This window comes from Actinomadura sp. J1-007 (assembly GCF_009793335.1).
GTDB classification, from domain to species: domain Bacteria; phylum Actinomycetota; class Actinomycetes; order Streptosporangiales; family Streptosporangiaceae; genus Spirillospora; species Spirillospora yumaensis.
In genome coordinates this window covers 4,896,974-4,917,151 of record NZ_WING01000001.1, presented here as the reverse complement: position 1 = coordinate 4,917,151, position 20,178 = coordinate 4,896,974, and the positions used below count along the sequence as shown (strand labels likewise).

At 71.8% G+C, this 20,178-nt stretch carries 21 protein-coding genes and 2 pseudogenes; 5 read left to right on the top strand and 18 right to left on the bottom strand.

What is annotated here, in order from left to right; genetic code table 11:
• Positions 1-36 precede the first annotated feature (36 nt).
• Together GEV43_RS22390 and GEV43_RS22385 are read right to left on the bottom strand one after the other, a co-directional pair.
• Positions 37-1,221: a PLP-dependent aspartate aminotransferase family protein gene (locus GEV43_RS22390; RefSeq protein WP_160822349.1), complete on the bottom strand. Its 1,185-nt coding sequence runs from the start codon at positions 1,219-1,221 to the stop codon at positions 37-39.
• 299 nt (positions 1,222-1,520) lie between these two features.
• The gene (locus tag GEV43_RS22385) at positions 1,521-2,456 is read right to left on the bottom strand and encodes a DUF2470 domain-containing protein (RefSeq protein WP_175250114.1); all 936 of its coding nucleotides are present in this window, start codon (positions 2,454-2,456) and stop codon (positions 1,521-1,523) included.
• Positions 2,457-2,526: 70 nt separating this feature from the next.
• Here GEV43_RS22385 and rpsD point away from each other — a divergent pair, with 70 nt between their 5' ends.
• Together rpsD and GEV43_RS22375 are read left to right on the top strand one after the other, a co-directional pair.
• Positions 2,527-3,132 (top strand): 30S ribosomal protein S4, encoded by a 606-nt coding sequence (rpsD, locus tag GEV43_RS22380; RefSeq protein WP_160822348.1) that lies wholly within the window; start codon positions 2,527-2,529, stop codon positions 3,130-3,132.
• A gap of 137 nt (positions 3,133-3,269) precedes the next feature.
• Complete coding sequence (locus GEV43_RS22375) at positions 3,270-4,157, top strand: TauD/TfdA family dioxygenase (RefSeq protein ID WP_160822347.1); 888 nt, start codon at positions 3,270-3,272, stop codon at positions 4,155-4,157.
• Between the two features lie 91 nt (positions 4,158-4,248).
• Here GEV43_RS22375 and GEV43_RS22370 read toward each other — a convergent pair whose 3' ends face one another.
• The 12 genes and pseudogenes from GEV43_RS22370 to GEV43_RS22325 form a co-directional block, all read right to left on the bottom strand.
• Positions 4,249-4,752, bottom strand: a complete 504-nt coding sequence (locus tag GEV43_RS22370) for a MarR family winged helix-turn-helix transcriptional regulator (RefSeq protein WP_160822346.1) — start codon at positions 4,750-4,752, stop codon at positions 4,249-4,251.
• A 100-nt stretch (positions 4,753-4,852) separates the two neighbouring features.
• A complete protein-coding gene (locus tag GEV43_RS22365; RefSeq protein ID WP_160822345.1) occupies positions 4,853-5,926 on the bottom strand; it encodes a hypothetical protein in 1,074 nt (357 codons plus the stop codon).
• A gap of 25 nt (positions 5,927-5,951) precedes the next feature.
• Positions 5,952-7,247, bottom strand: coding sequence for an MCE family protein (locus GEV43_RS22360; protein ID WP_160822344.1), 1,296 nt, complete (start codon positions 7,245-7,247; stop codon positions 5,952-5,954).
• Positions 7,244-8,362 (bottom strand): MCE family protein, encoded by a 1,119-nt coding sequence (locus GEV43_RS22355; RefSeq protein WP_160822343.1) that lies wholly within the window; start codon positions 8,360-8,362, stop codon positions 7,244-7,246. Before GEV43_RS22355 ends, GEV43_RS22360 begins: the two co-directional genes overlap by 4 nt.
• A complete protein-coding gene (locus tag GEV43_RS22350; protein WP_160822342.1) occupies positions 8,362-9,408 on the bottom strand; it encodes an MCE family protein in 1,047 nt (348 codons plus the stop codon). Before GEV43_RS22350 ends, GEV43_RS22355 begins: the two co-directional genes overlap by 1 nt.
• Positions 9,408-10,439 carry an MCE family protein gene (locus tag GEV43_RS22345; RefSeq protein ID WP_160822341.1) on the bottom strand — a complete coding sequence of 344 codons (1,032 nt, stop codon included), beginning with the start codon at positions 10,437-10,439 and terminating at the stop codon, positions 9,408-9,410. Before GEV43_RS22345 ends, GEV43_RS22350 begins: the two co-directional genes overlap by 1 nt.
• Before the next feature lie 31 nt (positions 10,440-10,470).
• A complete protein-coding gene (locus tag GEV43_RS22340; RefSeq protein ID WP_241683007.1) occupies positions 10,471-11,532 on the bottom strand; it encodes an MCE family protein in 1,062 nt (353 codons plus the stop codon).
• A gap of 8 nt (positions 11,533-11,540) precedes the next feature.
• Positions 11,541-11,696, bottom strand: coding sequence for a hypothetical protein (locus GEV43_RS50795; RefSeq protein ID WP_241683006.1), 156 nt, complete (start codon positions 11,694-11,696; stop codon positions 11,541-11,543).
• A gap of 110 nt (positions 11,697-11,806) precedes the next feature.
• Positions 11,807-12,145 (bottom strand): annotated as a pseudogene (locus tag GEV43_RS50790) (virulence factor Mce family protein); the annotation flags it as partial.
• Positions 12,146-12,180: 35 nt separating this feature from the next.
• Positions 12,181-12,636 carry an MlaD family protein gene (locus tag GEV43_RS50785; protein WP_241683747.1) on the bottom strand — a complete coding sequence of 152 codons (456 nt, stop codon included), beginning with the start codon at positions 12,634-12,636 and terminating at the stop codon, positions 12,181-12,183.
• Positions 12,633-13,487 carry an ABC transporter permease gene (locus tag GEV43_RS22330; protein WP_160822339.1) on the bottom strand — a complete coding sequence of 285 codons (855 nt, stop codon included), beginning with the start codon at positions 13,485-13,487 and terminating at the stop codon, positions 12,633-12,635. The genes GEV43_RS50785 and GEV43_RS22330 overlap by 4 nt, the downstream gene beginning before the upstream one ends.
• A 94-nt stretch (positions 13,488-13,581) precedes the next feature.
• Positions 13,582-14,106 (bottom strand): annotated as a pseudogene (locus tag GEV43_RS22325) (ABC transporter permease); the annotation flags it as partial.
• 466 nt (positions 14,107-14,572) lie between these two features.
• Between GEV43_RS22325 and GEV43_RS22320 the strand changes: the two are divergent.
• The 3 genes from GEV43_RS22320 (at position 14,573) to GEV43_RS22310 (ending at position 16,844) form a co-directional block, all read left to right on the top strand.
• On the top strand, positions 14,573-15,088 hold the full coding sequence (locus tag GEV43_RS22320) for a MarR family transcriptional regulator (RefSeq protein ID WP_309239773.1): 516 nt from the start codon (positions 14,573-14,575) through the stop codon (positions 15,086-15,088).
• Positions 15,089-15,463: 375 nt separating this feature from the next.
• Positions 15,464-16,075, top strand: a complete 612-nt coding sequence (locus GEV43_RS50780; RefSeq protein WP_160822338.1) for a lytic transglycosylase domain-containing protein — start codon at positions 15,464-15,466, stop codon at positions 16,073-16,075.
• 58 nt (positions 16,076-16,133) lie between these two features.
• Positions 16,134-16,844, top strand: a complete 711-nt coding sequence (locus tag GEV43_RS22310; RefSeq protein ID WP_160822337.1) for a TetR/AcrR family transcriptional regulator — start codon at positions 16,134-16,136, stop codon at positions 16,842-16,844.
• Positions 16,845-16,878: 34 nt separating this feature from the next.
• On the opposite strand, the gene GEV43_RS22305 is transcribed toward GEV43_RS22310, so the two are convergent.
• The 4 genes from GEV43_RS22305 to GEV43_RS22295 form a co-directional block, all read right to left on the bottom strand.
• Entirely contained in the window at positions 16,879-17,391 is a 513-nt protein-coding gene (locus tag GEV43_RS22305) for a hypothetical protein (protein WP_160822336.1), read from the bottom strand.
• A gap of 35 nt (positions 17,392-17,426) precedes the next feature.
• A complete protein-coding gene (locus GEV43_RS22300; protein WP_160822335.1) occupies positions 17,427-17,864 on the bottom strand; it encodes a hypothetical protein in 438 nt (145 codons plus the stop codon).
• On the bottom strand, positions 17,861-18,568 hold the full coding sequence (locus tag GEV43_RS46930; RefSeq protein WP_164717144.1) for a hypothetical protein: 708 nt from the start codon (positions 18,566-18,568) through the stop codon (positions 17,861-17,863). Before GEV43_RS46930 ends, GEV43_RS22300 begins: the two co-directional genes overlap by 4 nt.
• Before the next feature lie 307 nt (positions 18,569-18,875).
• Positions 18,876-20,102: a helix-turn-helix domain-containing protein gene (locus GEV43_RS22295; RefSeq protein WP_160822334.1), complete on the bottom strand. Its 1,227-nt coding sequence runs from the start codon at positions 20,100-20,102 to the stop codon at positions 18,876-18,878.
• Between the last annotated feature and the right edge of the window lie 76 nt (positions 20,103-20,178).

Genomic DNA, 20,178 nt, shown 5'->3' with positions numbered 1-20,178 from the left:
GGCCCGTCCGGGCGCGGGCTCGGCGCGCGGGGACGGTCAGGGGGCGGCTTTGGCGAGGGCCTGCTCGATGTCGTTCCAGAGGTCGTCGGGGTGCTCCAGGCCGGGGGCGATCCTGACCGTGGCCTCGCCGATGCCCGCGGCGGCGAGGCCGGCCGCGTCGAGCCGGCGGTGCGAGGTGCTGGCGGGGTGCATGACGAGCGTGGAGACGTCGCCGAGCGAGGTGGCGAGGGACGCGAGCCGTACGGACTCGATGAACGCGCGGCCCGCGTCCCGTCCCCCGGCGGGCTCGAACGACAGCACGGCGCCGTACCCGCCGTCCAGGGCCCGGGTCGCGAGGACGTGCTGCGGGTGGCCGGGCAGCCCGGGGTAGGCGACCGAGGCGACGGCGGGGTGGGCCTCCAGCCGCCGAGCGAGGTCGAGGGTCGTGCGGCTCTGCCGTTCGATCCGCATCGCGAGCGTCGCCATGCCGCGCAGGACGAGCCAGGCCGAGTGCGGCGCGGCGGTCGCGCCGACGTCGAGCCCGTGCCGCCAGACCCGCCGGTGCACGTCCGGGTCGGCGAACGCCGCGGCGCCGCCCACGACGTCGGCGTGCCCGCCGAGGTACTTGGTGACCGAGTGGACCGAGACGTCCGCGCCCTGGAGGAGCGGCCGGCACAGGACGGGCGTGAACGTGTTGTCCACGACGGTGAGCACGCCGGTCCCGCGCACCGCCCCGGCGAGCGCGGACACGTCGGCCACGTGCGTGGACGGGTTGGCGATCGTCTCCAGGTACAGCACCCTGGTCTCCGGGCGCAGCGCCGCGCGGACGGCGTCGGGGTCGTCCCCGGGCACGTGGGTCACCGCGACGCCCCACCGGTCGGCGAGGTCGTGCAGCAGCCCGTGCGTGCCCCCGTACAGGGACGACTGGGCGATCACGTGGTCGCCGGACCTCAGCAGCGCCGTCAGGACGGTGGTGATCGCGCCCATCCCGGACGCGGCGGCGAGCGCGCCCGCCCCGCCCTCCAGGTCGGCGACGGCGCGTTCGAGGGAGCGGACGGTCGGGTTGCCCATCCGGCCGTAGATGAACGCGCCGTCCGGGCCCTCGAACGCCTCGGCCATCGCCGCGGCGTCGTCGAAGGCGAACAGGTGGCCCTGGTAGATGGGGACGCCGAGCGGGCGGCTGGCGTCGGGCCCGATCACGGGCGGGTGGACGGCGCGGGTCTCCCAGTGGTGTTCGGTCATGCTCCCAGCGTGCTGCCGGGGCGGCGCCGCGGGACAGGTCCAATTTCCGCCAGTGGCCCGGACCGCGCCCCCCGTCGTCGTGCTCGCAGCACCGGACCACCGGCCCGGCCGGGCCGCCGCGTCCCTGACGCTCGTCCGCGGATCCGCCGCAGGGATCGCCCACCCCGCGAGGGAGACCCTGCGGGCGGGCCGTAGACGGGCGGAGAACGGAGCGGCCCACGACCGGAGACCCGAGCATGTCCCAGAACGGGCATCATGGACATCCGGGAGACCACTGCCATCAACCCTGAAACCGGTCGTTACCGGTGGGGTGCGGGTGGCGGAGACCACGTGCCGCCCGCGGCGAACAGCCTCCGGTAGACGCGGCGCAGACCGTGGAGATCACTGACAGGCTCGGCGAACGCGAGCCGCAGGTCGAACGGCTCGGACCCGTCCGCCTCCGCGTCCAAGCAGCGCAGCCACATCCCGTAGCGGTCGAGCGACAGCGGCCGCACCGTCGGGGAGGGCGCCTGCGCGCCGTCGCCGCACCCGTCCTCGCGTCCCGCCGGGCAGCCGCCCTCCGGGCCCGTCCAGGGCAGCAGGCCCGTCAGTTCCCCACGGTGGCGCGAGTCGAGATGGGAGAGAATACCGCCCTCTACCGCCACGAACGGGTCGGGCTCCGCGGCGGCGTACTCCTCCGGCTCGATCGTGGCGCTCCCCCAGGCGTCGTCGATCTCGACCTGCGCGACCTCCAGTGCGAGCAGCGCCCATTCGGTGTCGGCGGACGCGCCGCCGAAGCCGAGCAGTTCGGGGCGCGGGTGGAGGCGGGACAGCCGCAGCGCCGCCGCGCGCCGTTCCTCCGCGGGGATCTCGGTGACCCAGCCGTGCAGCCATGCCCGCCCGCGGACCCGGTCGGGCAGCGGCACCGGGGCGACGTCGGCGATCCGCAGCACCGCGGGCACGTCCGCCTCGACCGAGAGGGCGGCCACGACCTGCGAGGACGCGGGAATGAGCAGCAGCGGCCGGCCGTTGCGGTCTGTGGCGTGCGCGGGCACGCACAGCTCGTGGTCGTCCGGATGGCCGGGCGTCACGAGGACCGCGCCCGACACGCCGTAGGCGAGGGTGCGCGCCCGTTCGGCGGCCGTCGGCACCACGACCGCCGCCGCCCCCGGAGCCCCCGCACCGGCGGGCCCGCCCGCCACCCGCCGCCCCGCCGGGACCCCGGTCTCCGTCGCCGCGTTCTCGGTCTCGTCCACCGCGCCCTCCCCTTGACCCACTAAGTTAGGGTTACCTAAGTAAGGCTTACCTAACCACTGGAGGCACACGTTGAACAACCCCCGTCCGAAGGTCCGGCTCTCCCGGGCGCTCGGCATCCCGCTGACCCCGAAGAGCGTCAAGTACTTCGAGGCCCGTCCCTACCCGCCGGGCGTGCACGGCCGCGCCCGCAAGCAGGAGACCGACTACAAGGTCCGGCTGCGCGAGAAGCAGCGGCTGCGCGCGCAGTACAACATCCGCGAGGCCCAGCTCCGCAACGCGTTCGCGAAGGCGTCGAAGATCGAGGGCAAGACCGGCGAGGCGCTGATCGTCGATCTGGAGCGCCGCCTCGACGCGCTGGTGCTGCGCTCCGGCTTCGCGCGCACGATCTACCAGGCGCGGCAGTTCGTCGTGCACCGGCACGTGCTGGTCAACGGCCGCCGCGTCGACCGCCCGTCCTACCGGCTGGTGCCCGGCGACGTGATCACGATCGCCGAGCGGAGCCGTTCGATGGTCCCGTTCCAGGTCGCCGCGGCCGGCGGGCACGCCGAGCAGGTGCCGCCCTACCTGGAGGTGCGCGCCGACGCCCTCGCCGCGCGGCTCGCCCGGCTGCCCGAACGGCGCGAGATCCCGGTGATCTGCGACGAGCAGCTCGTGGTCGAGCACTACTCCCGCTGAGCCGGCGGGACGTTCCGGCGGCCCGCCCTCTGGACAGGTGTCCGTCCGCATCGGTTACCATCAACCTAGCGATTGCTTGGCTGAGCGTGCGAGCGTGGACGACCGAGCGGACACCCACCCCGAGGGAGGCCCAGGACATGATCGAATTCCACCCCATGACCCGGAACATCGGCGCCGAGGTCAGCGGCGTCGATCTCGGCAAGCCCCTCGACGCCGAGCAGACCCAGCAGATCCGCGACGGGCTGCTGAAGCACATGGTCCTGTTCTTCCGCGACCAGCACATCAGCGACGAGGAGCACGTGGCGTTCGCCAAGCAGTTCGGCACCGCCAACCTGCCGCCGATGGACACCTCGGGCAGCCCCGTCCACGTCCTGGACCAGACCGACCCCCAGGGCGAGGGCGGGGACCAGTGGCACAGCGACAACACGTTCATGACCACGCCCCCGATGGGGTCGCTGCTGCGCGCGGTCATCCTGCCCGAGGTCGGCGGCGACACCCTCTGGGCCAACATGTACATGGCCTACGACTCGCTCGCGCCCTGGCTCCAGCGGCTCTGCGACGAGCTGTACGCCGAGCACGACCTGACCATGTCGGTCACCAAGGCCATCGACAAGGGCCACCACATGGACCTGCGCGCCATGCAGGACAAGAACCCCCCGGTCACCCACCCCGTCGTCCGCGTCCACCCGGAGACCGGCCGCAAGGCCCTCTACGTCAACCGGTCCTCGGTCACCCGCCTCATCGGCCTGTCCCGCCGCGAGAACGAGGCGATCCTGCCGCTGCTGTTCGACGCCGTCCGCGACCCGCAGTTCCAGGTCCGGCTGAAGTGGCGGGTCGGCACGCTGGCGTTCTGGGACAACCGTCCGACGCAGCACTACGCGGTCGCCGACTACACCCAGCGCCGCAAGATGCACCGCGTCACGATCAACTGCCCCGCCGAGATCGACAACGGCGTCCCGAAGGGCCCGAACGGCGTGACGGGCGAGGACGCCCCGGCCGAGGCCAACGCCGCCCGCTACCTCTGACCCGCCCCCGAGCCCGCGGCGCGCCCCGCCTCGCACCGGAGCGCGCCGCGCCCCGGCGACCCCGCCCGCGCGCCCAGCGCGCGGGCGTGGGTCAGCGGAGGGTGCCGAGTTCTTCTTTGGCGTGGGCTCGGAGGGACGCCAGGGCGTCCGCAAGGGCGGTGCGCTGCGCGGACGTGAGGGGCGCGGCGAAGTGGGCGCGCAGCGTCTCGGAGTGCACGCGCCGCCCCTCGTCGAGCTTGCGGCGGCCCTCCGCGGTGAGGCCCACCATCTGGCGCCGCCGGTCGCCCTCGGCGGCCTGCCGCCGGACGAGCCCCGCCGCCTCCATCCGGTCGATCAGCCGGGTCATCCCGCCGCTGGTCAGGATCAGCTCCTCGGCGAGGCGGCCCATCGACCGCGGGCGGTCGTCGCCCGCGTCCGACAGCCGGAGCAGCACCTCGAACGCCGCGTGCCGGAGGCCGACCCGGCGCTCCAGCTCGCGCGCCGCGATCCGTTCCAGCAGCCCGGCCGTCACCAGCAGGTCGCCGAACTCCCGCAGCACGGCCGTGTCCGGGACCTCGGCGAGTCCCTGGGAGCGCGCTCCCGTCGTCGTGTCCATGTCCCCCGTCCCCTCGCCCCCATCCTCGTTCAACGCGTCGCGCCCCGCACGGCTTCCGGCGTGCGGGGCGCGTCGATCACGGGACGGGGCCTCGGAAGGGTCAGTTCTTCGGCTTCTCCGACTTGCCGCTGGACGGCTGGCCGCTCGGCGTGCCGCCGGTGCCGGGGAGCCCGTTCTGGCCGGTGCCGCCCGCCGGGGTCGAGTCGTTCTGCCCGGACGCGTAGATCTTGGTGACCTTCCACTTGCCGTCGATCTTGGCCAGGGCCAGCCTGATCAGCGTGGACGGCTCGGTGTTGGTGCCGTCCTTGCTGGTCACCCCGATGTCGGCCATGACCACGGCGGTGGCGAACTTGCCGTCGACCGATCCCACGAAGACCTGGCCGGTCTTGGACGACAGCGCGAGCTGCGGGTTGCTCTTGAACGTGTTGCCGAGGTTCGGGAGCGTGGACTGCTTGTAGCTCTCCAGCAGGTCGCCGCCCATGTACTTCTGGGCCTTCTCCATCTGCGACTGGTAGTTGGAGGCGTTGTAGGACAGCGCGGTGTCGCCGTAGCCTGTGGCGACCTCGACGATCTTCTTGCGCTCGGCCTCCTTGGCGGCCTTGTCGCTCGCGCTCGTCCACTGCCAGATCGCGAGGCTCGCCAGCAGCGCGACGAGCACCACCACAACGACCGCCGGAACGACGCCGAGGCCGAACACGGTCGTCCTGGGCACGCCGTCCTTGGCGGCCTTCTCTGCGGCGATCTCCTCGCGGATCGCGCCGTACCCCTTGGAGCCTGCCGCGGCGGCGTCCCCGTCGTCCTCGGCGGGCGGGTCGATGCGTTCGACGGTGCGCTTGGCCGCGGGCTTCGGCGCGGCGGGCTTGGACGGCTTGGCCGGACGGGCGGCCTCCTCGTCGTCGTCCTCGGCGTCGATCGCCTCCAGCACCTCGTCGAGGTCCTCGTCGTCGATGACCTCGATGACCCGGACCCGCCGCTTGCGCTTGGCGGGCCGCGCCGCCGGCCCGGCCGCCGCCTCCCGCTCCTCGCCGACCTCGTCGGGCTTGCCGGTCTCGCCGGTCTCGTCGGCGACGGCCTTCGCGCCCGGCGCCTCGACCTCCGCGGCCGAGGGGGCGTCCGCATCGGCGACGTCGGTCTCCGCGGCGTCCTCGGTGCCCTTGGTGGTCTTGGCAGTCACTTCAGGTACTCCTCGGGGGTTGGGGTCAGTCCCTGCCGCGCCGCAGCCGGGACAGGCGGGACATCACGGGAACCGAGCGCAGCATGACCCTGACCAGCACCAGCAGCGCGATGACCGGGGGAACGTACACTAGCCAAAGCGGCGGTCCGCCAGAAGAGTCCTGGTCGGCCTTGTTCGCGGCGTTCTCCGCCTGCATGTTCTTGTAGGACGGGTCGTGCGTCGGGATGGTCGCGCCGGGGTCCTTCGCCTTGTACGGCTTCTGCTTGGTGAGCGCCGGGGTACGGCCGCCCTCGCAGGTCGGGACCTTGTTCACCGCGGGCTGCGGCATCGGGTACTTGTACTCCACCGTCGCGAGCTTCTTGAGGGTGACCAGGAAGACCACGTTGAGGACCGGCTGGCCCTGGTCCCGCCCGATCACGTTGTCGAGCACGACCTTCAATTGCGGAGCCTTCGCGAGGGTGTCGCTCAGGTCCGACAGGTAGTCGGGGTTGTACCGGCTGAAACCGAGCGTACCGAGCTGGTCAACAGTGCACTCGAAGTCGGGGCCCGTCTCGTCCAGCAGCTTGTTGACCGTGCTCAGCAGGTCGGGGCCGTTGTCGCGCAGCTCGGCGATCTGGCCGCGCACCTGCGCGAGCGCGCCGGTGAGGGCGGCGAGGTTGTCGATCCCCGCGCCGAGCTGCCCGCGGTTGCGGTTCAGCACGTTGGTGATCTTGCCGAGGTCCTTGGTGAGCCCGTCGAGGAGCTCGGTGTTGTCGGCGAACGTGGTGGTGAGCTGGTCGCCGCCATTGATGATCTGGCGCAGCGAGTCCTCGCGGCCGGCCCAGCCCTCGGCGAGCTCGTGGGTGAGCGTGCGGGCGTCCTCCGGCTTGATGGCCTTCAGCGTCTGGATGACCGCGCCGAACAGGTCGCCGTACTTCGGCGGGACCTTGGTCTGCTCGACCGGGATGACCGCGTTCGCGCGCAGCGGCGGCGCGCCGCCCTTGCCCGGGGCGGGCGTCAGCTCGACGACGGGCTCGCCGACCGCGGACTTGCGCGCGGCGGCGGCGGTGACGCCCTGCGGCACCTTGACGCCCTTCTCCATGTCGAGCCGGACCACGACCTTCTTGCCGACCAGCTTCACCGAGTCGATCTTGCCGACGCGCAGCCCGAGGTAGTCGACCTCGAAGCCGGGGTGCAGGCCGGGCGAGGACTCGAACTCGACCGTGATGTGGTACGGCCGGTCGATGAAGTCGAACCGGACGACGTTGTTGAACGCCCACACCACCATGATCACGGCGAGGGCGGCGAACACCGCCAGGTTGATCGTCAGGCGCCTGCTCATCGCTGCCGCTCCCAGAACTTGTCGAGGTCCGGCAGCGCGCCGCGCAGGTCCTTCGGCAGCCGCGGCCCCTCGGGCGCCGCTCCGCCGCCCTGCCCGCCGCCCTGGCCCCTGGCGTTCTTACCGCCCTTGCCCGCCTTCGGGTTGTTGCCGCCGAGCCCGGGGATCAGCGGCGTCCCGTCCGGCCACACGACCCGCAGGATCGGGTAGAGCAGCAGCTGGCCGTCGTAGCTCGCCCTCGGCAGCTTGTCCTCGAACTTGACCAGGCCGTTCACCAGGTCGGTGAGGCGCTTGCGGTTGCCGCCGAGCTGCGCGAGGACCGGGTCGAGGTCGCGCAGCAGGTTGCGGAACCGGGTGATCCGCCCCTCCAGCACCTTGTCGTTCAGCTCGGCCGCCATCCGGGTGAGCCGCTCGACGGTCTTGAGGATCTTGTTCTTGTTGTCGTTGAGCACCTGCGTGGTGCGCTGGAGCTGGACGGGCGCCTCGTCGAGCTCGTCGCCGCCCTTGGCCAGCGACCGGCCGAGCGTGGCGAAGTTGTCGACCGCCCGGCCCAGCTCGCCGCGCTGGTCGGCGAAGATCTTCAGCAGGTCGTTGGTCTTGGCGATGGCGGTGTTGAGCTTCTTGCCGTTGCCGTCCAGCGCGGTCGCGCCGGCGTTGACGACGGTCGCGATGTCGTCCCCGGCCAGCGCCTTGAGCAGCGGCCCGGTCTGCCCGATGACCTGCTCGAACGCCGGCTGGACGCTGGTGTCGGCGATCGCCGCCCGGTTCGCCAGGTACGGCCCGCGGTCCATGCTGCCGCCCGGCGGCATCAGCAGGTCCACATAGTTCTCGCCGAGCAGCGAGGTCACCTTGATCTCCGCCCGGGTGCCCTGCGGGATCCGGTACTCCTTCTTGATCGACAGGGTGGCCTTGGCGCGGTAGCCGTCCAGCTCCACCTTCTTGACGCTGCCGATCGTGAGGTCGGACATCTTCACGCTGTGCCCGGCGACCAGGCCCTGCGCGTCGTCGAACGTGGCGGTGAGCGTGACCCCGCCGCCCGGCGCGCCCATCGTCTTGTACGAGCAGCCCGAGACCGACAGGACCAGGGCCACCACGAGCACCAGCGCCTTGCGGCCCATCAGTGGCCTCCGTTCTGCTGGAACGGGCAGTTGGAGTTGGGCTTCGGCAGCGGGCAGCCGACGTTGTCGTCGTTCATCAGGCCCTTGAGCCAGGTTCGCAGGAACGCGTCGGTCGCGAACCGGATCTGGAGCGACTTGTTCTTCGGGTTGTAGCCGCCGACGAGCGCGTCGCTGATGCCGGGCAGCGCCTGGAGGAGCTGCGCGAGCGACTTGGAGTTGCCCTTCAGCACCAGCGCGACGCGGCCGATCACCGCCAGGTCGTACGGGAGCTGCCCCTTGTACTTCTGGAGGAGCTTGTCGCCGTTCCTGGACAGGTCGAGGATGCCGTTGACCAGGTCCTGGAGCTCGCCGCGCTCGGACGACAGGACCCGGGTGGCCTCGCCGAAGTCGCGGATCATCGTGCCGAGGACCTCCTCGCGGCCCCGCACCACCCCGGCGAGGCGGCTGAGGTTCCGCGCGACCTGGATCAGCTCCTTGTCCTGCCCGGCGACGTTCTCCACCAGGCGGGAGCTCTGCTCCAGCGTCGCGTTGAAGTCCTTGCCGTTGCCCTTGAACGTGGCGGCGGCGTTGCCGAGCGCGGTCTGCATCTTGGTCGGGTCGAGCGCGTTGGCGAGGTTGGTGAACGAGCTGAGCGCGTCGTCCACCTCGACCGGGACGTGGGTGCGCTCGATCGGGATCTGGTCGGAGGTCTCCTTCGCCTCGCCGGGCCGCCACGCGGGGTGCAGCACGAGGTTGCGCTCGCCGACGAGGTTCAGCGGGACGATCGACGCCTGCACGCCGCGCGGGAGCGGGACGTCGCCCTTGATGTGGAACGTGACCTTGATCCGGTCGCCCTGGGTCTCGACGTCGTCCACCAGGCCGACGTCCGAGCCCATCACCTTGACCTTGGAGTCCTTGTAGAACGAGCGGGCCTTGGTCAGGTAGACGACCATGGTCCGGTCGCCGCCGCCCGTGCCGCCGAGCGAGCAGCCGCCGGCGGAGACGAGCAGGGCGGCGGTCAGCGCGAGGCAGAGGCCGATGGCCCGCCGGTTCCAGAGCGGTCGCATCAGTTGCCTCCTCCCTGTTTCGGTGGCCGGCGGGTGGAGATCGGGCCGGCCGGCTGGAGCGGGCCGAGCCCGGTGAGCAGGCCCTCGACCCACGGCCCGTTGCCCTTGAGGTTGGCGACCTGGGTGAAGGTCGGGCCGAGCAGCGAGAAGTCGGTGTTGAGCGCGTCCATGTTGGGCGCGAGCCGGGTGGTCAGCAGGTGCAGGTTGTCCAGCAGCGTGTTCAGCTGCTTCTGGTTGCGGGAGATCGTGTTGGACAGCGTGCGGACGGTCCGGCTGCCCTGCCCGATCGTGGAGGCCAGCTCGTTGCGCCGCTGGACCAGGGTGTTCAGCAGCACCTGGCTGGAGGAGATGATCTGCTTCAGCTTCTCGTCCTTGGCGGCGAGGGTGCCGGTGATGGTCTTGCTGCCCTCGATCAGCTTCTCGATCTCGGGGTAGGAGTCGTTCAGCGTGCGCGAGAGCGCCTGGACGTTCTCCAGGATCCGGCGCAGCTGCGCCGCGCTCGGCGACTTGATCTTGGTGACCTCGGTGAGCAGCTTGTCGACGCTCTTCTGGTCGAGCTTGCCGACGATGTTCTGCGCGCCCTCCAGCGCCTCCGGCACGGTGAACGGGACGCTGGTGCGCGCGAGCGGGATCCGCCGCCGCGGCTCGGGCACGTTCGCCATGTACGGCTTGGCGACGGGCCCGGACAGCCGCAGGTAGCGCCCGCCGAGCAGCGTCGCCGTCTGGATCTCGGCGCGGGTGCCGGGGCCGAGGTCGATGCCCGCGTTGACGTGCCAGCTGATGATGACGCGGCCGTGCTTGAAGTCGGGCTCCACCGAGGTGATCCGGCCCGCCTTGACGCCCGCGACCCGTACGTCCTGGCCCTTCTTGACCCCGGCGGTGTCGGTGAACTCCCCGCTCATGGTGTAGCCGCTGTCGAACAGGTGGAGCTGCCCGACGGCGAACGCGAACACGCAGCCCGCGCCGAGCACGGCCAGCGTCACGATCGCGACGATCTTGTGGTTGACGTCCCGCAGGGATTTCAGCGCCATGGCCCGGCCGCCTCCCTCACGTCGGCTCCCATCACTGGCCTCCCTGAAGCATCGCCTTGAGCTTGGTGAGGTCGGCCTTGGAGGGGCCGGTCGTCCCGGGCGCCTTCGGAAGCTGCATCGGGAACGGGCACGGGCCCTGCACGATGTTCAGGCACAGGGCGTTGGTGCGCAGGTAGTGGCCGCCGTTCCCGGCGGCGAAGAGCTGCCGGAGGGTGAGCGGGAGGTTCTGCACCATCTTCTCGAGCTGGTCGACGTTCAGCCGGAACGTGTCGCTGAACTTGCCGAGGTTGTCGATGATCCGGGCGAGCTGCGCGTCCTGGCCGCCGAGCACCTGGTTGAGGTTGGTGGTCACGCCCGACACCTGCACGACGGCGTCCTCAAGGAGCTTGTGGTTGTTGGCGAAGACCCTGGCCAGCGACTCCAGGTTGTCGACGCTGGCCGCGATCTGCCGGTCGCGCTTGGCGACCACGCCCACGACCGTCTCGTAGTTCTTGATCATTCCCTGGATGGTCTTCTTGCGGGTCGCGAACGTCTGGAGCAGCCCGTCGAAGTTCTGCACCATCAGGCCGATGTTCTGCTCGTTGCCGTCCAGCGCCTGGGAGAACGAGAACAGGATCTTGTTGAGCTGGTTCGGGTCGAGGTTGCGGGTCAGCGGGCCGAGGCTGTTGACCACGTCGCCGAGGTCCACGACCGACCGGGTGTGCGGGACGCGCGACCCGTTCCCGAGCCTTCCGGGGCTGCGGCCGGGCTCCAGGTAGACGATCCGCTGGCCCATCACGTTGCGCCAGCGGATCGAGGCGGTCGAGTCGTCGGGCATCCGCACGCCCTTGTCGACCTCCATCCCCACCACGGCCTTGCCCCGCTTCACCTTGATCGACTTGACCTGCCCGACCGGCGTCCCGGCGACCTTCACCTGGTCGCCGGTCAGCAGGCCCGTCACGTCGTCGAACGTCGCGGTGAGCTTGTAGCGGTCGTTGAAGCTCGTGCCGAGGATCTGCTGACCGATGAAGAACGTCAGCACCCCGGTCACGATGACGAACGCGACGAACTTCAGCGTCGTGCCGTACTGCGGCCCGCGCGCGGATTTGCGCATCCGCGGGCTCATGGCCGGACCACCGTGTTGCCGGCCGTCCTGGCGCCGCCGGCGTTGGGGTCGGCCTTCTGGTCGAAGGCCGTCTTCTTCGGCTTGGCCGGGCAGACGTCGATGAGGGTCTGGCAGATGTCCAGCGGCAGCGTGTCGACCGCCTGCGCCAGCATCGAGCCCTCGGGCCCGGAACGCGGATGATCTGGGAGAGCAGGGCGAAGAATCCGTTCAGGCTGTCGAGGAGGACGGGGATGTTGCGCCGCTGCCGGGCCGTCACGTTGACGATGCCGCCGACGTTGTCGACGACCCGGCCGAGGTTGGCGCCGTGCCCTTGCAGCGTGGTGCCGACCCGGTCGGTCAGCTCCGCGGACCCGTCGAGGATCTGCTCGACCTTGTCGGGCCGCTCGTTGATCGCGGGGGCGAGCCGGTTGAAGTCGCCGGTGAAGCGGGTCCAGGTCTCGCCCTTGGCGGCGAGGGTGCCCGACAGGCCGGTGAGGTCGTTCACCAGGCCCTGGAGGATCGCGCGGTCCTTGTGCGTCGCGTCGATGATCTTGGCGCCGTTGTCGAACACGCGGCGCAGCGCGGGGCCCTGCCCGGACAGCCCGGCGGAGAACGTGTGCAGGACCGTCGCGAGCTCGTCCGGGTTGATCGCCTGGGTCAGCTTGTAGGTGGGCCAGGCGGTGTCGGACAGCTCCTCGGGTCCTTGGTCTTGGCGACCGTCCCGCCGTCGGGGAGGTAGGGGCCGTGCAGCTCGCCGGGACCGAGGTCCAGCGCCATGTCCTTCGGGCCGAACACCGACACCGGCTCGATCGTCGCGCTCGTCGTCGCGGGGATCCGCACGCCCTTGTCGACCCGCATCCGGACGCTGACCCTGCCGTCGCGCCGCAGCTTGACGGTGTCGATGCCGCCGACGGTGATGCCGCGGATCTTGACGTCCGACTTGCCGGGGTCCAGGCCCTGCCCGGCCCGGCCGAACGACGCGGTGTAGTAGGTCGAGCCCGCGTGCGAGGGGGTGGAGCCGACCGCCACGAACGTGGCGGCCGCCGCGATCACCCCGGCCCCGACGACGCCGAAGATCGTGCGCGAGCGGCTGGAGAGGGTCTCTTCGCTCATCCGGTCAGCCTCACCGTGCTGCCGTGGCCCCAGAAGATGTAGGACAGGACCAGGTTCATCAGGATCATCAGGATCGTGGACTCGCGGATCGCGCGGCCCGCGGCGACGCCGACGCCGACCGGCCCGCCCGCCGCGTAGTAGCCGCGGTAGCAGTGGACGAACATGACGATGAACGCGAAGACCGCCACCTTGATCACGCTGTAGAACACGTCGATCGGCGGCAGGTACAGGTGGAAGTAGTAGTCGTAGATGCCGGGCGACAGGCCGTAGTACTGGATCGAGATGAACCGCGTCGCGAAGAACGCCATGAACAGCGACACCAGGTAGAGCGGCACGAGCGCGATGACGCCGGCGGCGACGCGGGTGCAGACCAGGTAGGCCAGGGAGTTGATGCCCATGACCTCCAGCGCGTCGATCTCCTCGGAGATCCGCATCGCGCCGATCTCGGCGGTGAAGCCGGTGCCGACCTGCGCGACCAGCGCGACGCCCGCGATGATCGGGGTGACCTCGCGGACGTTGGAGTAGCTCGCGACCAGCCCGGTGAACGCCTCGGCGCCGATCCGCTCCAGCCCGGGGTAGCCCTGGAGCCCGACCATCGCGCCGGTGGCGAGCGACATCGTGGCGATGACGAAGATCATGCCGCCGCCGATGACGAGCGCGCCGACGCCGACGGTGATGTCGCTGACCTGCTTGGCGAGCGTCTTGCCGTACTTGCGGCGCAGGATGATGTCGAAGAACAGGTGGTACAGCACCCGGCCGAGGAAGATCGGCAGGTTGGCCGCGGCGGCCAGGCCCGCGGTACGGCTCGTCACCGCCCGGCCGATCTTGCGTACGGGGGAAATGGCGACCATCAGAACGACCTCGGGGGAACAGGACCTGGTAGATCATCTGGAGCGTGTAGTTGATGGCGAACACCACGATCGAGGTGACCACCACCGCCTTGTTGACCGCGCGGCCCACGCCCACCGGCCCGTAGTCGCAGTTCATCCCCATGTAGCAGGCGACGGCCGCGGCGACGAAGCCGAAGATCCACGCCTTGAACAGCGTGATCACCAGGTCCGAGAACTGGAGCAGAGTGGTGGCGCCGTCGAAGAACGCGCCGGGGCTGACTCCCTGCTGGATGACGTTGAAGTAGTAGCCGCCGAGGACGCCCGCGAGGATCACCACGGAGCACAGCAGCATCGAGACCGTGCTCGCCGCCCACAGCCTGGGGGTGACCAGGCGGTGGATCGGGTTGATGCCCATGACCTCCATCGCCGCGAGTTCGTCGCGGATGTTGCGGGCTCCCATGTCGGAGGTCATGGCCGAGCCGCCGACGCCGGACACCAGCAGCGCCGCGGCGAGCGGCGCGACCTGCTGGATCATCGCGGCGACGAGCAGCGCGCCCGTTCCGGACTGCGCGCCGAGCTGGCGCGCGATGTCACCGACCTGCAACGAGATGGTCGCGCCCAGCGGCACGGCGATCAGCATGACGGGGATGCTGGTCACGCGGGCGAGGAACCAGCACTGCTCGATGAACTCGCCCCACCATTGGCGCAGGTCCCAGGTGCGTCGCAGCCCTTCGAGCAGGGTGACGCAGAGCAGCCCGGTCTCGTCGAGGGCGCGCGAGACGCGCCTCCTCGCCAGATCCGGTGCCTTGGTCAGGCTCAAGGCCATCAGCCGGAGACCTCCCCCTCGGGGGTGGGGTGAAGGGTCATTCCAGCCTCCTTCTTTCTCGGACGTCGGCGCCCATCCGATACTCCGGTCCCGGCCGTTCCGCCGGCGGCGCGACCGCGCGTCGCGTCACCGTGGTCCCGCCCGGAGCCCGGGACCACACGAGGCCCGGACGAGTTCACGCGAACACACCGGTACCACCTGTGATCTGGAGCACTCTATGGGAAGAAGCTCTAAGAAGCGAGTACTTACATGTTGATTTGTCCGAAGCTACGATCGGTCGGTGCGAACAGAGGCGCAACGACGCGTAGACCCACTGGTCACCGGCATCCAGGAGCGGTGGGAGGGGCAGGGACTGCCCGGCGGGCCGTGGCCGTTCATGGCGATGTGCTCGGTCGGCAGGCTGCACCAGCTCCTCAACAAGGCCCTGGACGCCGAGCTGAAGAAGCTCGGCCTGGCCCGCACCGGCTACTTCCTGCTGACCACCCTCGCGCTGACGAGCAGCGGCGGCGCGCGGCTGAGCACGCTCAGCCGGTTCCTGATGCTGCACCCGACGTCGGTGAAGCTGACCGTCGACCAGCTCAAGGCGGCCGGCCTGGTCACCAGGACCCGGCACCCGAACGACCGGCGCGCGACGCTCGTCACGATCACCGAGGCGGGGCGGGAGCGGGCCGGAGCGGTGAACGACGCGCTCGAATCGCCCGACGGTGCGTTCGCGGCGTTCGGCGGCGAGATGCACCGCGAGCTGTTCGAGGCGTTGCAGGCGCCGCGCCTCGCCGCCGGGGACCTCGAACTCTGACGCGTTCTCCGACGCGTTCCGAGGCCCGTCCGGCCGGTCTTCGCGCGGCCTCCGCCGCGACGTCCTTCGCGTTGAACCGTGTGTGACACCGCCTGCGTACCTGGTCACCGACGACGACTTCTCACTGGCGATAAGGCAATCTACTCCTATGCCACAGAGCCACGGCACGCGCAGGCGCACCACCGTTCCACAGCCACGCCGGTCCCCGGAGCACTCTTCGGGCGGAGCCCGCGGGGGCGGTACGACCGGTCCCGGGGCGGGGGCGACGGCTCGTCCGGCGGCGGGCGGCGCAGGAGGCGCGAGGGCGGCGGGCGGCCGCGGCTCTCGAAGCGGCGGCGCACGTGGCGGGCCCTGACCCACAACGCGACCATCACCGTGGCCGCCGTCTGCGCGCTGGCGGCCGGCGTCATGCTCGTCGACGTGGACGGCATGTTCGGCGGTGAGGACGCCAAGCCGAAGGCCGCGGCGAACGGCGACCTGTCGGCGAACGACATGCTGGCGATGATGCGCTCGTCCGACATGGACCCGATCGCGGCCGACTCCGTCGCGGCGGCCAAGCAGCGCGCCTACGAGCAGCACCAGCGCCAGCTCAAGGAGCTGAAGGAGAAGGCCAAGCGCGACGCCAAGGCCCGCGCCAAGCTGAAGGAGCAGCGGGAGCGCGAACGGCTCGCCAAGTCCAACCCGAGCGCGGCCCAGAACCAGAAGTACGGCCGCAAGATGAGCGCGCTCAAGGGCTGGGGCGGATGCTGGTCGTCGCTGAAGACGCTGTGGGAGCACGAGAGCGGCTGGAACGAGCGCGCCGTCAACCCGTCCAGCGGCGCGTACGGCATCCCGCAGGCGCTCCCGGGCTCGAAGCTGGCGAGCGCGGGCAAGGACTGGCGCACCAGCTCCCCCACCCAGATCGCGTGGGGCCTCAACTACATCAAGGCCCGCTACAAGGACCCGTGCGGCGCGTGGGCCTGGTGGTCGTCGCACCACTGGTACTGACCGGCCTTCGGGGGCCGGGGCTTCGCCGCGCGAACCGACGGGCTGGCACCATGTGTAGATGCGGACGAGCAAGCCACGGCAGGCCAACGGCGGAGAGCCCGGCGCGGGCCCCGGCCCGGGCTCCGGCGGCGGGCCGAGTCCCGGCGGCGGGCACGGCTCCGGCGGCGGGACGGGCTCCGGCGGCGGGCGGCAGTGGGCGCGCGCGGACGCGACCCGCCAGGCCCTGCTGACCGCGGCGCTGAGCGTCTTCGCCGACCGCGGCTACGGCGACGCGGGCATCGCCGAGATCGTCGAGCGGTCCGGGATCAGCGTGGGCAGCCTCTACCACCACTACGGCGGCAAGTCGGGCCTCTACCTCGCGCTGTGGGAGGAGCTGAGCGCCGAGCAGGAGAGCAGCGCGACCCGTACGGTGTCGGCCGCGCGAGCGAACGGCGAGACCGACCCGATCGCACTGTTCATCGCCGGCGCCCGCGCGTACCTCCAGGTCTGCTGGGAACGGCGCGAGGCGGCCCGGCTCTTCCACGGCGGCGAGGGCCCGCCCGGGTTCTCGCTGATGCGCCGCAGCCGCTCGCAGCGGTGGATCGGGCAGAACACCAAGCTGCTGCGCGGCGCCGCCGCCGGGCCGGGACGCAAGGAGCAGGTGCTGAGCCTGGTCCTCACGACGGTCATCGGCGAGGCGGGCCGCGAGATCGCCACCGCCGAGGACGCCACCGAGGCCACCGAGATCATCGACGAGGTCTGCCGCATCCTCATCCGCCTGGCCCGCTGACCCCGCCCGCGCGCCGTCCGGGGGCGCGGGTCGTTCACCTGCGCAGGTGGGCGGAGGCGGACGGCAGGGCCAGCAGGGCGGCGGCGAGCAGCGCGCACGCGGCCACGGCGAGCACGCACCAGGCCACGGTGGCGTCGCCGTCCAGCATTCCGAGGGCCCGGCGGACGGGTTCGGCGGCGAGGAGCGGCGTGGCCGTCCACACGACCGTGCGCGCGGCGCGGTGCCCTTGCAGCAGTTCGGGAACGGCGTAGACCAGCAGCGCGCCCGTCGCGAGCAGCACGGCGCACACCCCGGCGCTCGCCGCGCCGCCGGGCGCGGCGTCCTGCGGCCCGGCGGGTCCGGGCACGACGGCGTCGAGCGCCCGCAGCGGCCAGGTCCGTTCGCGGGTGCTGGAGAGGAGGGCGAACGTCAGGACGGCCGTACTCCCCCACGCCGCGCACAGCACCGCCACGGCCGAACGCACCGCGACGGGCCGGTCGTTCCTGGCCGCGCGCCCGGTCCCCGTTCCGGTCACCGCGCGCCGCTCGCGTTCAACGGTCGAGTGCATGGCGGATTCGTGCCGGGTTCCGGCCCGGCCTGCGGTTACGGGCGGGCGGCACGGGGCGGGCGGAGGGGGAGCCAGGCGATGCGGACGGGCCGCGCGGGAGCGGGCTGGGGCGGGAGGGTGCGGAGCCGCGCCTCGGTGATGCGCTTGCCGGCGAGCTGGAGCTGTACGCGGCCGGCCCGCCGGAGCGGGGGGTCGGCACGGCGGGCCAGCCGCAGCCTGAGGAGCAGCAGCGTCACCGACACCGTCATCGCGGCGAGGAAGCCCGCCTGGACCGACGACAGCTCCTCCATCGTGAACATCTGGCGGGGGCCCTTGCGCAGGCTCGACACCGGGACGAGGGGCATCGGGCTCGGCGCGAGCTGCGGCGAGGCGACCGGGGGCAGCGCCACCTGCGGGCCGCGCATGCCGCCGAGCGGGTTGAACGTGGAGTTCGTCAGCGGCGGGACGTCCGGCGGCAGGTTGGACGCGCTCATGCCGGGCGGCAGGGCCCCGACGAGTCGGTGATGATGAGCTTCGCCGACTTGGACGCGCCGGACGCCTTGCTCGCCGACGCGCTGACGTTCAGCGTGACGATGCCCGGCCTGGCGCTGGACGGGGCGCTGACGGTCGCGAGCACGCTCGCCCCGCCGGCTCCGACGCTGCCCAGCGACCGGCTGCTCGGGCTGACCGACGCGCCGGACGCCGACAGCCGCACGACGGTGCCGGCCGCCGTGCCGCCGCTGGACGACACGTGCACGGTCGCGGTGATCGACCCGCCGGGCCGCATCGTCGCCGACGACACCGACAGCCCGATGCCGAGCCGCGCCCGGCCGGGCTCGTCCGGCTTGCCGGGCCCGTGGCCGCCCGGCTTGTCCGGCGGGTCGGTCGGGGGCTTGGTGGGCGGGTCCGTCGGCTTGGTCGGCGGGTCCGTGGGCTTGGTCGGCGGATCGGTCGGCTTGGTCGGCGGGTCCGTCGGAGGATCGGTGGGCGGATCCGTCGGGGGGTCGGTGGGCGGGTCCGTCGGAGGATCGGTGGGGGGATCGCTCGGCGGGTCGGGCGTCGGCGTGTCGGACGCGCCGCCGGAGTCCCCGGGGGACGGGGTGGGATCGGCGATCACCGGCGGGGCCGCCGAGACGGCGACGACCGCCGCCACGCCGAGTCCGGCGAGGATGGAACCTCCGGCCGATCGTGAACGCACCCTTCACGCACCTCCACCGCGTCGCGACCGTCTTCCGAAATTGCACCGAATTGGATGGAAGCACGCGACGAATCGGTAAATCAACCCCGGTCGCGAAGCTTAGTGTCGATTGCTGATCATCTGCACATTCCACTTTCGGCGTTTATCAACGAGTGCGCGTTTCGTCCTGCCCGCTCAAGGGCGTCCGGCCCGGGTTCCGGCCATCCGCGCCAACTTTTCCGTCCCCGCCCCAACCCGCCCTTGATCGTCCGGCGGCGGGACGGGCGGGACGGGACGGAGCGGGCGGAGCGGGGCGGGGCGGTGGCGTTCAGCCGTCGGTGCCGGTGCGGGTGGCGTCGCGGGTCAGACCCTGGCGGAGCCACATGGCGCGCAGGACGACCTCGATGGCGAACCGGGAGTCGGGGTCGGTGAGGCGGTCGCCGAGGGCGCCTTCGAGCTGCCGCATCCGGTAGCGGACGGTCTGCGGGTGGATCTGGAGCTCCTCGGCGATGCTGGCGGCGGTGCCGCGGATCATCAGCCAGGTGCGCAGGGTGTCGAGGAGGCGGTCGCGCTGGCGGGAGTTGAGCCCGTCCATCTCGGTGAGGTTGCGGCGGGCGAGCTGGTCGATGAGCGCCTGGTCCGACAGCAGCCAGAGCGTGATGAGGTGGTCCTCGCACAGCGTCACGGGGCCGTCCCCGAGGACGCCGCTCTCGACCAGGCCGAGGGCCTGCCGCGCCCAGCGCAGCGAGTCGGCGGCGTGCGCGACGGGCACCGTGAGCCCGACGGCGATCTGCCCCTCCGGCAGGGCGTGCGCGAGCGACGCGCGCCGTTCGGCCGTCACCTCCCCCGGCACGAGGAGGAACGGCTCGGCGGCGGTGAGGTCGGCGAGGACGTCGGCGTCGAGGGCGGCCCGCACGTACGGGGAGCCGGGCGGCGCGGCGACCAGCGTGACTTCGCCCGGGACGGGCCAGCCGGCGCGCCCGGCGAGCTCGTCCAGGACGCGGCGCGAGGCGAGCGGGCGGCGCAGCATCAGCTCCAGCAGCCGCCGCCGGTGCCCCTCGACCTCCTCGTCGGGCCGCGCGTCCGCGTACCCCTCCAGCGCGAGCGCGGCGAGCTCGTCGATGTAGGCGAACAGCGCGTCGGCGAGCTGCGCCATCACGGCGGACGACAGGTGCCTGCGCGGCCCGACCTTCATGATGCGGCGCCACGCCACCTGCGCGCCGATGCGGAACGCGGCCTGGAGGGTGTCGAGCGTCCGCCCCTCCTGCGCCTCGAAGCGGCCGAGCCTGCGGTACGTCTCGTCGTGCCGGTCGCGCGGGGCGGCCGGGTTGGCGACCTGGTCCACGAAGTGCGCGAGGGCGCGTTCGACCCCGATCCGCAGGGCCTCGACGTAGGGGCCCTGCATCGGCCTGCCGTACTCCGGGATCGACTTGCGGACCTCGTGGATGATCTCCTGTGCGAGGCTGGGGAGCTCCGGCCGCATCAGGGCGGCGAGCCGGCGTGGAAGCCTCGGCGGCCGCCGGTCCACAACCCCCCGGTCGAGCGTCCGCGTCATTGATGACACCTCCGAGTGCGCCTCCGTCACGGGCCCTGGCGTGTCACCGGGCGGGGCACCCGGCGTCCCGGACGGT

Excerpts from the sequence above, each read along its gene's own strand:
- GEV43_RS22390 (WP_160822349.1), bottom strand. The coding sequence starts at position 1,221 with ATGACCGAACACCACTGGGAGACCCGCGCCGTCCACCCGCCCGTGATC.
- GEV43_RS22375 (WP_160822347.1), top strand. The coding sequence starts at position 3,270 with ATGATCGAATTCCACCCCATGACCCGGAACATCGGCGCCGAGGTCAGC.
- GEV43_RS22370 (WP_160822346.1), bottom strand. The coding sequence starts at position 4,752 with ATGGACACGACGACGGGAGCGCGCTCCCAGGGACTCGCCGAGGTCCCG.
- GEV43_RS22360 (WP_160822344.1), bottom strand. The coding sequence starts at position 7,247 with ATGAGCAGGCGCCTGACGATCAACCTGGCGGTGTTCGCCGCCCTCGCC.
- GEV43_RS22355 (WP_160822343.1), bottom strand. The coding sequence starts at position 8,362 with ATGGGCCGCAAGGCGCTGGTGCTCGTGGTGGCCCTGGTCCTGTCGGTC.
- GEV43_RS22350 (WP_160822342.1), bottom strand. The coding sequence starts at position 9,408 with ATGCGACCGCTCTGGAACCGGCGGGCCATCGGCCTCTGCCTCGCGCTG.
- GEV43_RS22345 (WP_160822341.1), bottom strand. The coding sequence starts at position 10,439 with ATGGCGCTGAAATCCCTGCGGGACGTCAACCACAAGATCGTCGCGATC.
- GEV43_RS22340 (WP_241683007.1), bottom strand. The coding sequence starts at position 11,532 with ATGCGCAAATCCGCGCGCGGGCCGCAGTACGGCACGACGCTGAAGTTC.
- GEV43_RS50795 (WP_241683006.1), bottom strand. The coding sequence starts at position 11,696 with ATGCTGGCGCAGGCGGTCGACACGCTGCCGCTGGACATCTGCCAGACC.
- GEV43_RS50785 (WP_241683747.1), bottom strand. The coding sequence starts at position 12,636 with ATGAGCGAAGAGACCCTCTCCAGCCGCTCGCGCACGATCTTCGGCGTC.
- GEV43_RS22330 (WP_160822339.1), bottom strand. The coding sequence starts at position 13,487 with ATGGTCGCCATTTCCCCCGTACGCAAGATCGGCCGGGCGGTGACGAGC.
- GEV43_RS22310 (WP_160822337.1), top strand. The coding sequence starts at position 16,134 with ATGCGGACGAGCAAGCCACGGCAGGCCAACGGCGGAGAGCCCGGCGCG.
- GEV43_RS22305 (WP_160822336.1), bottom strand. The coding sequence starts at position 17,391 with ATGCACTCGACCGTTGAACGCGAGCGGCGCGCGGTGACCGGAACGGGG.
- GEV43_RS22300 (WP_160822335.1), bottom strand. The coding sequence starts at position 17,864 with ATGAGCGCGTCCAACCTGCCGCCGGACGTCCCGCCGCTGACGAACTCC.
- GEV43_RS22295 (WP_160822334.1), bottom strand. The coding sequence starts at position 20,102 with ATGACGCGGACGCTCGACCGGGGGGTTGTGGACCGGCGGCCGCCGAGG.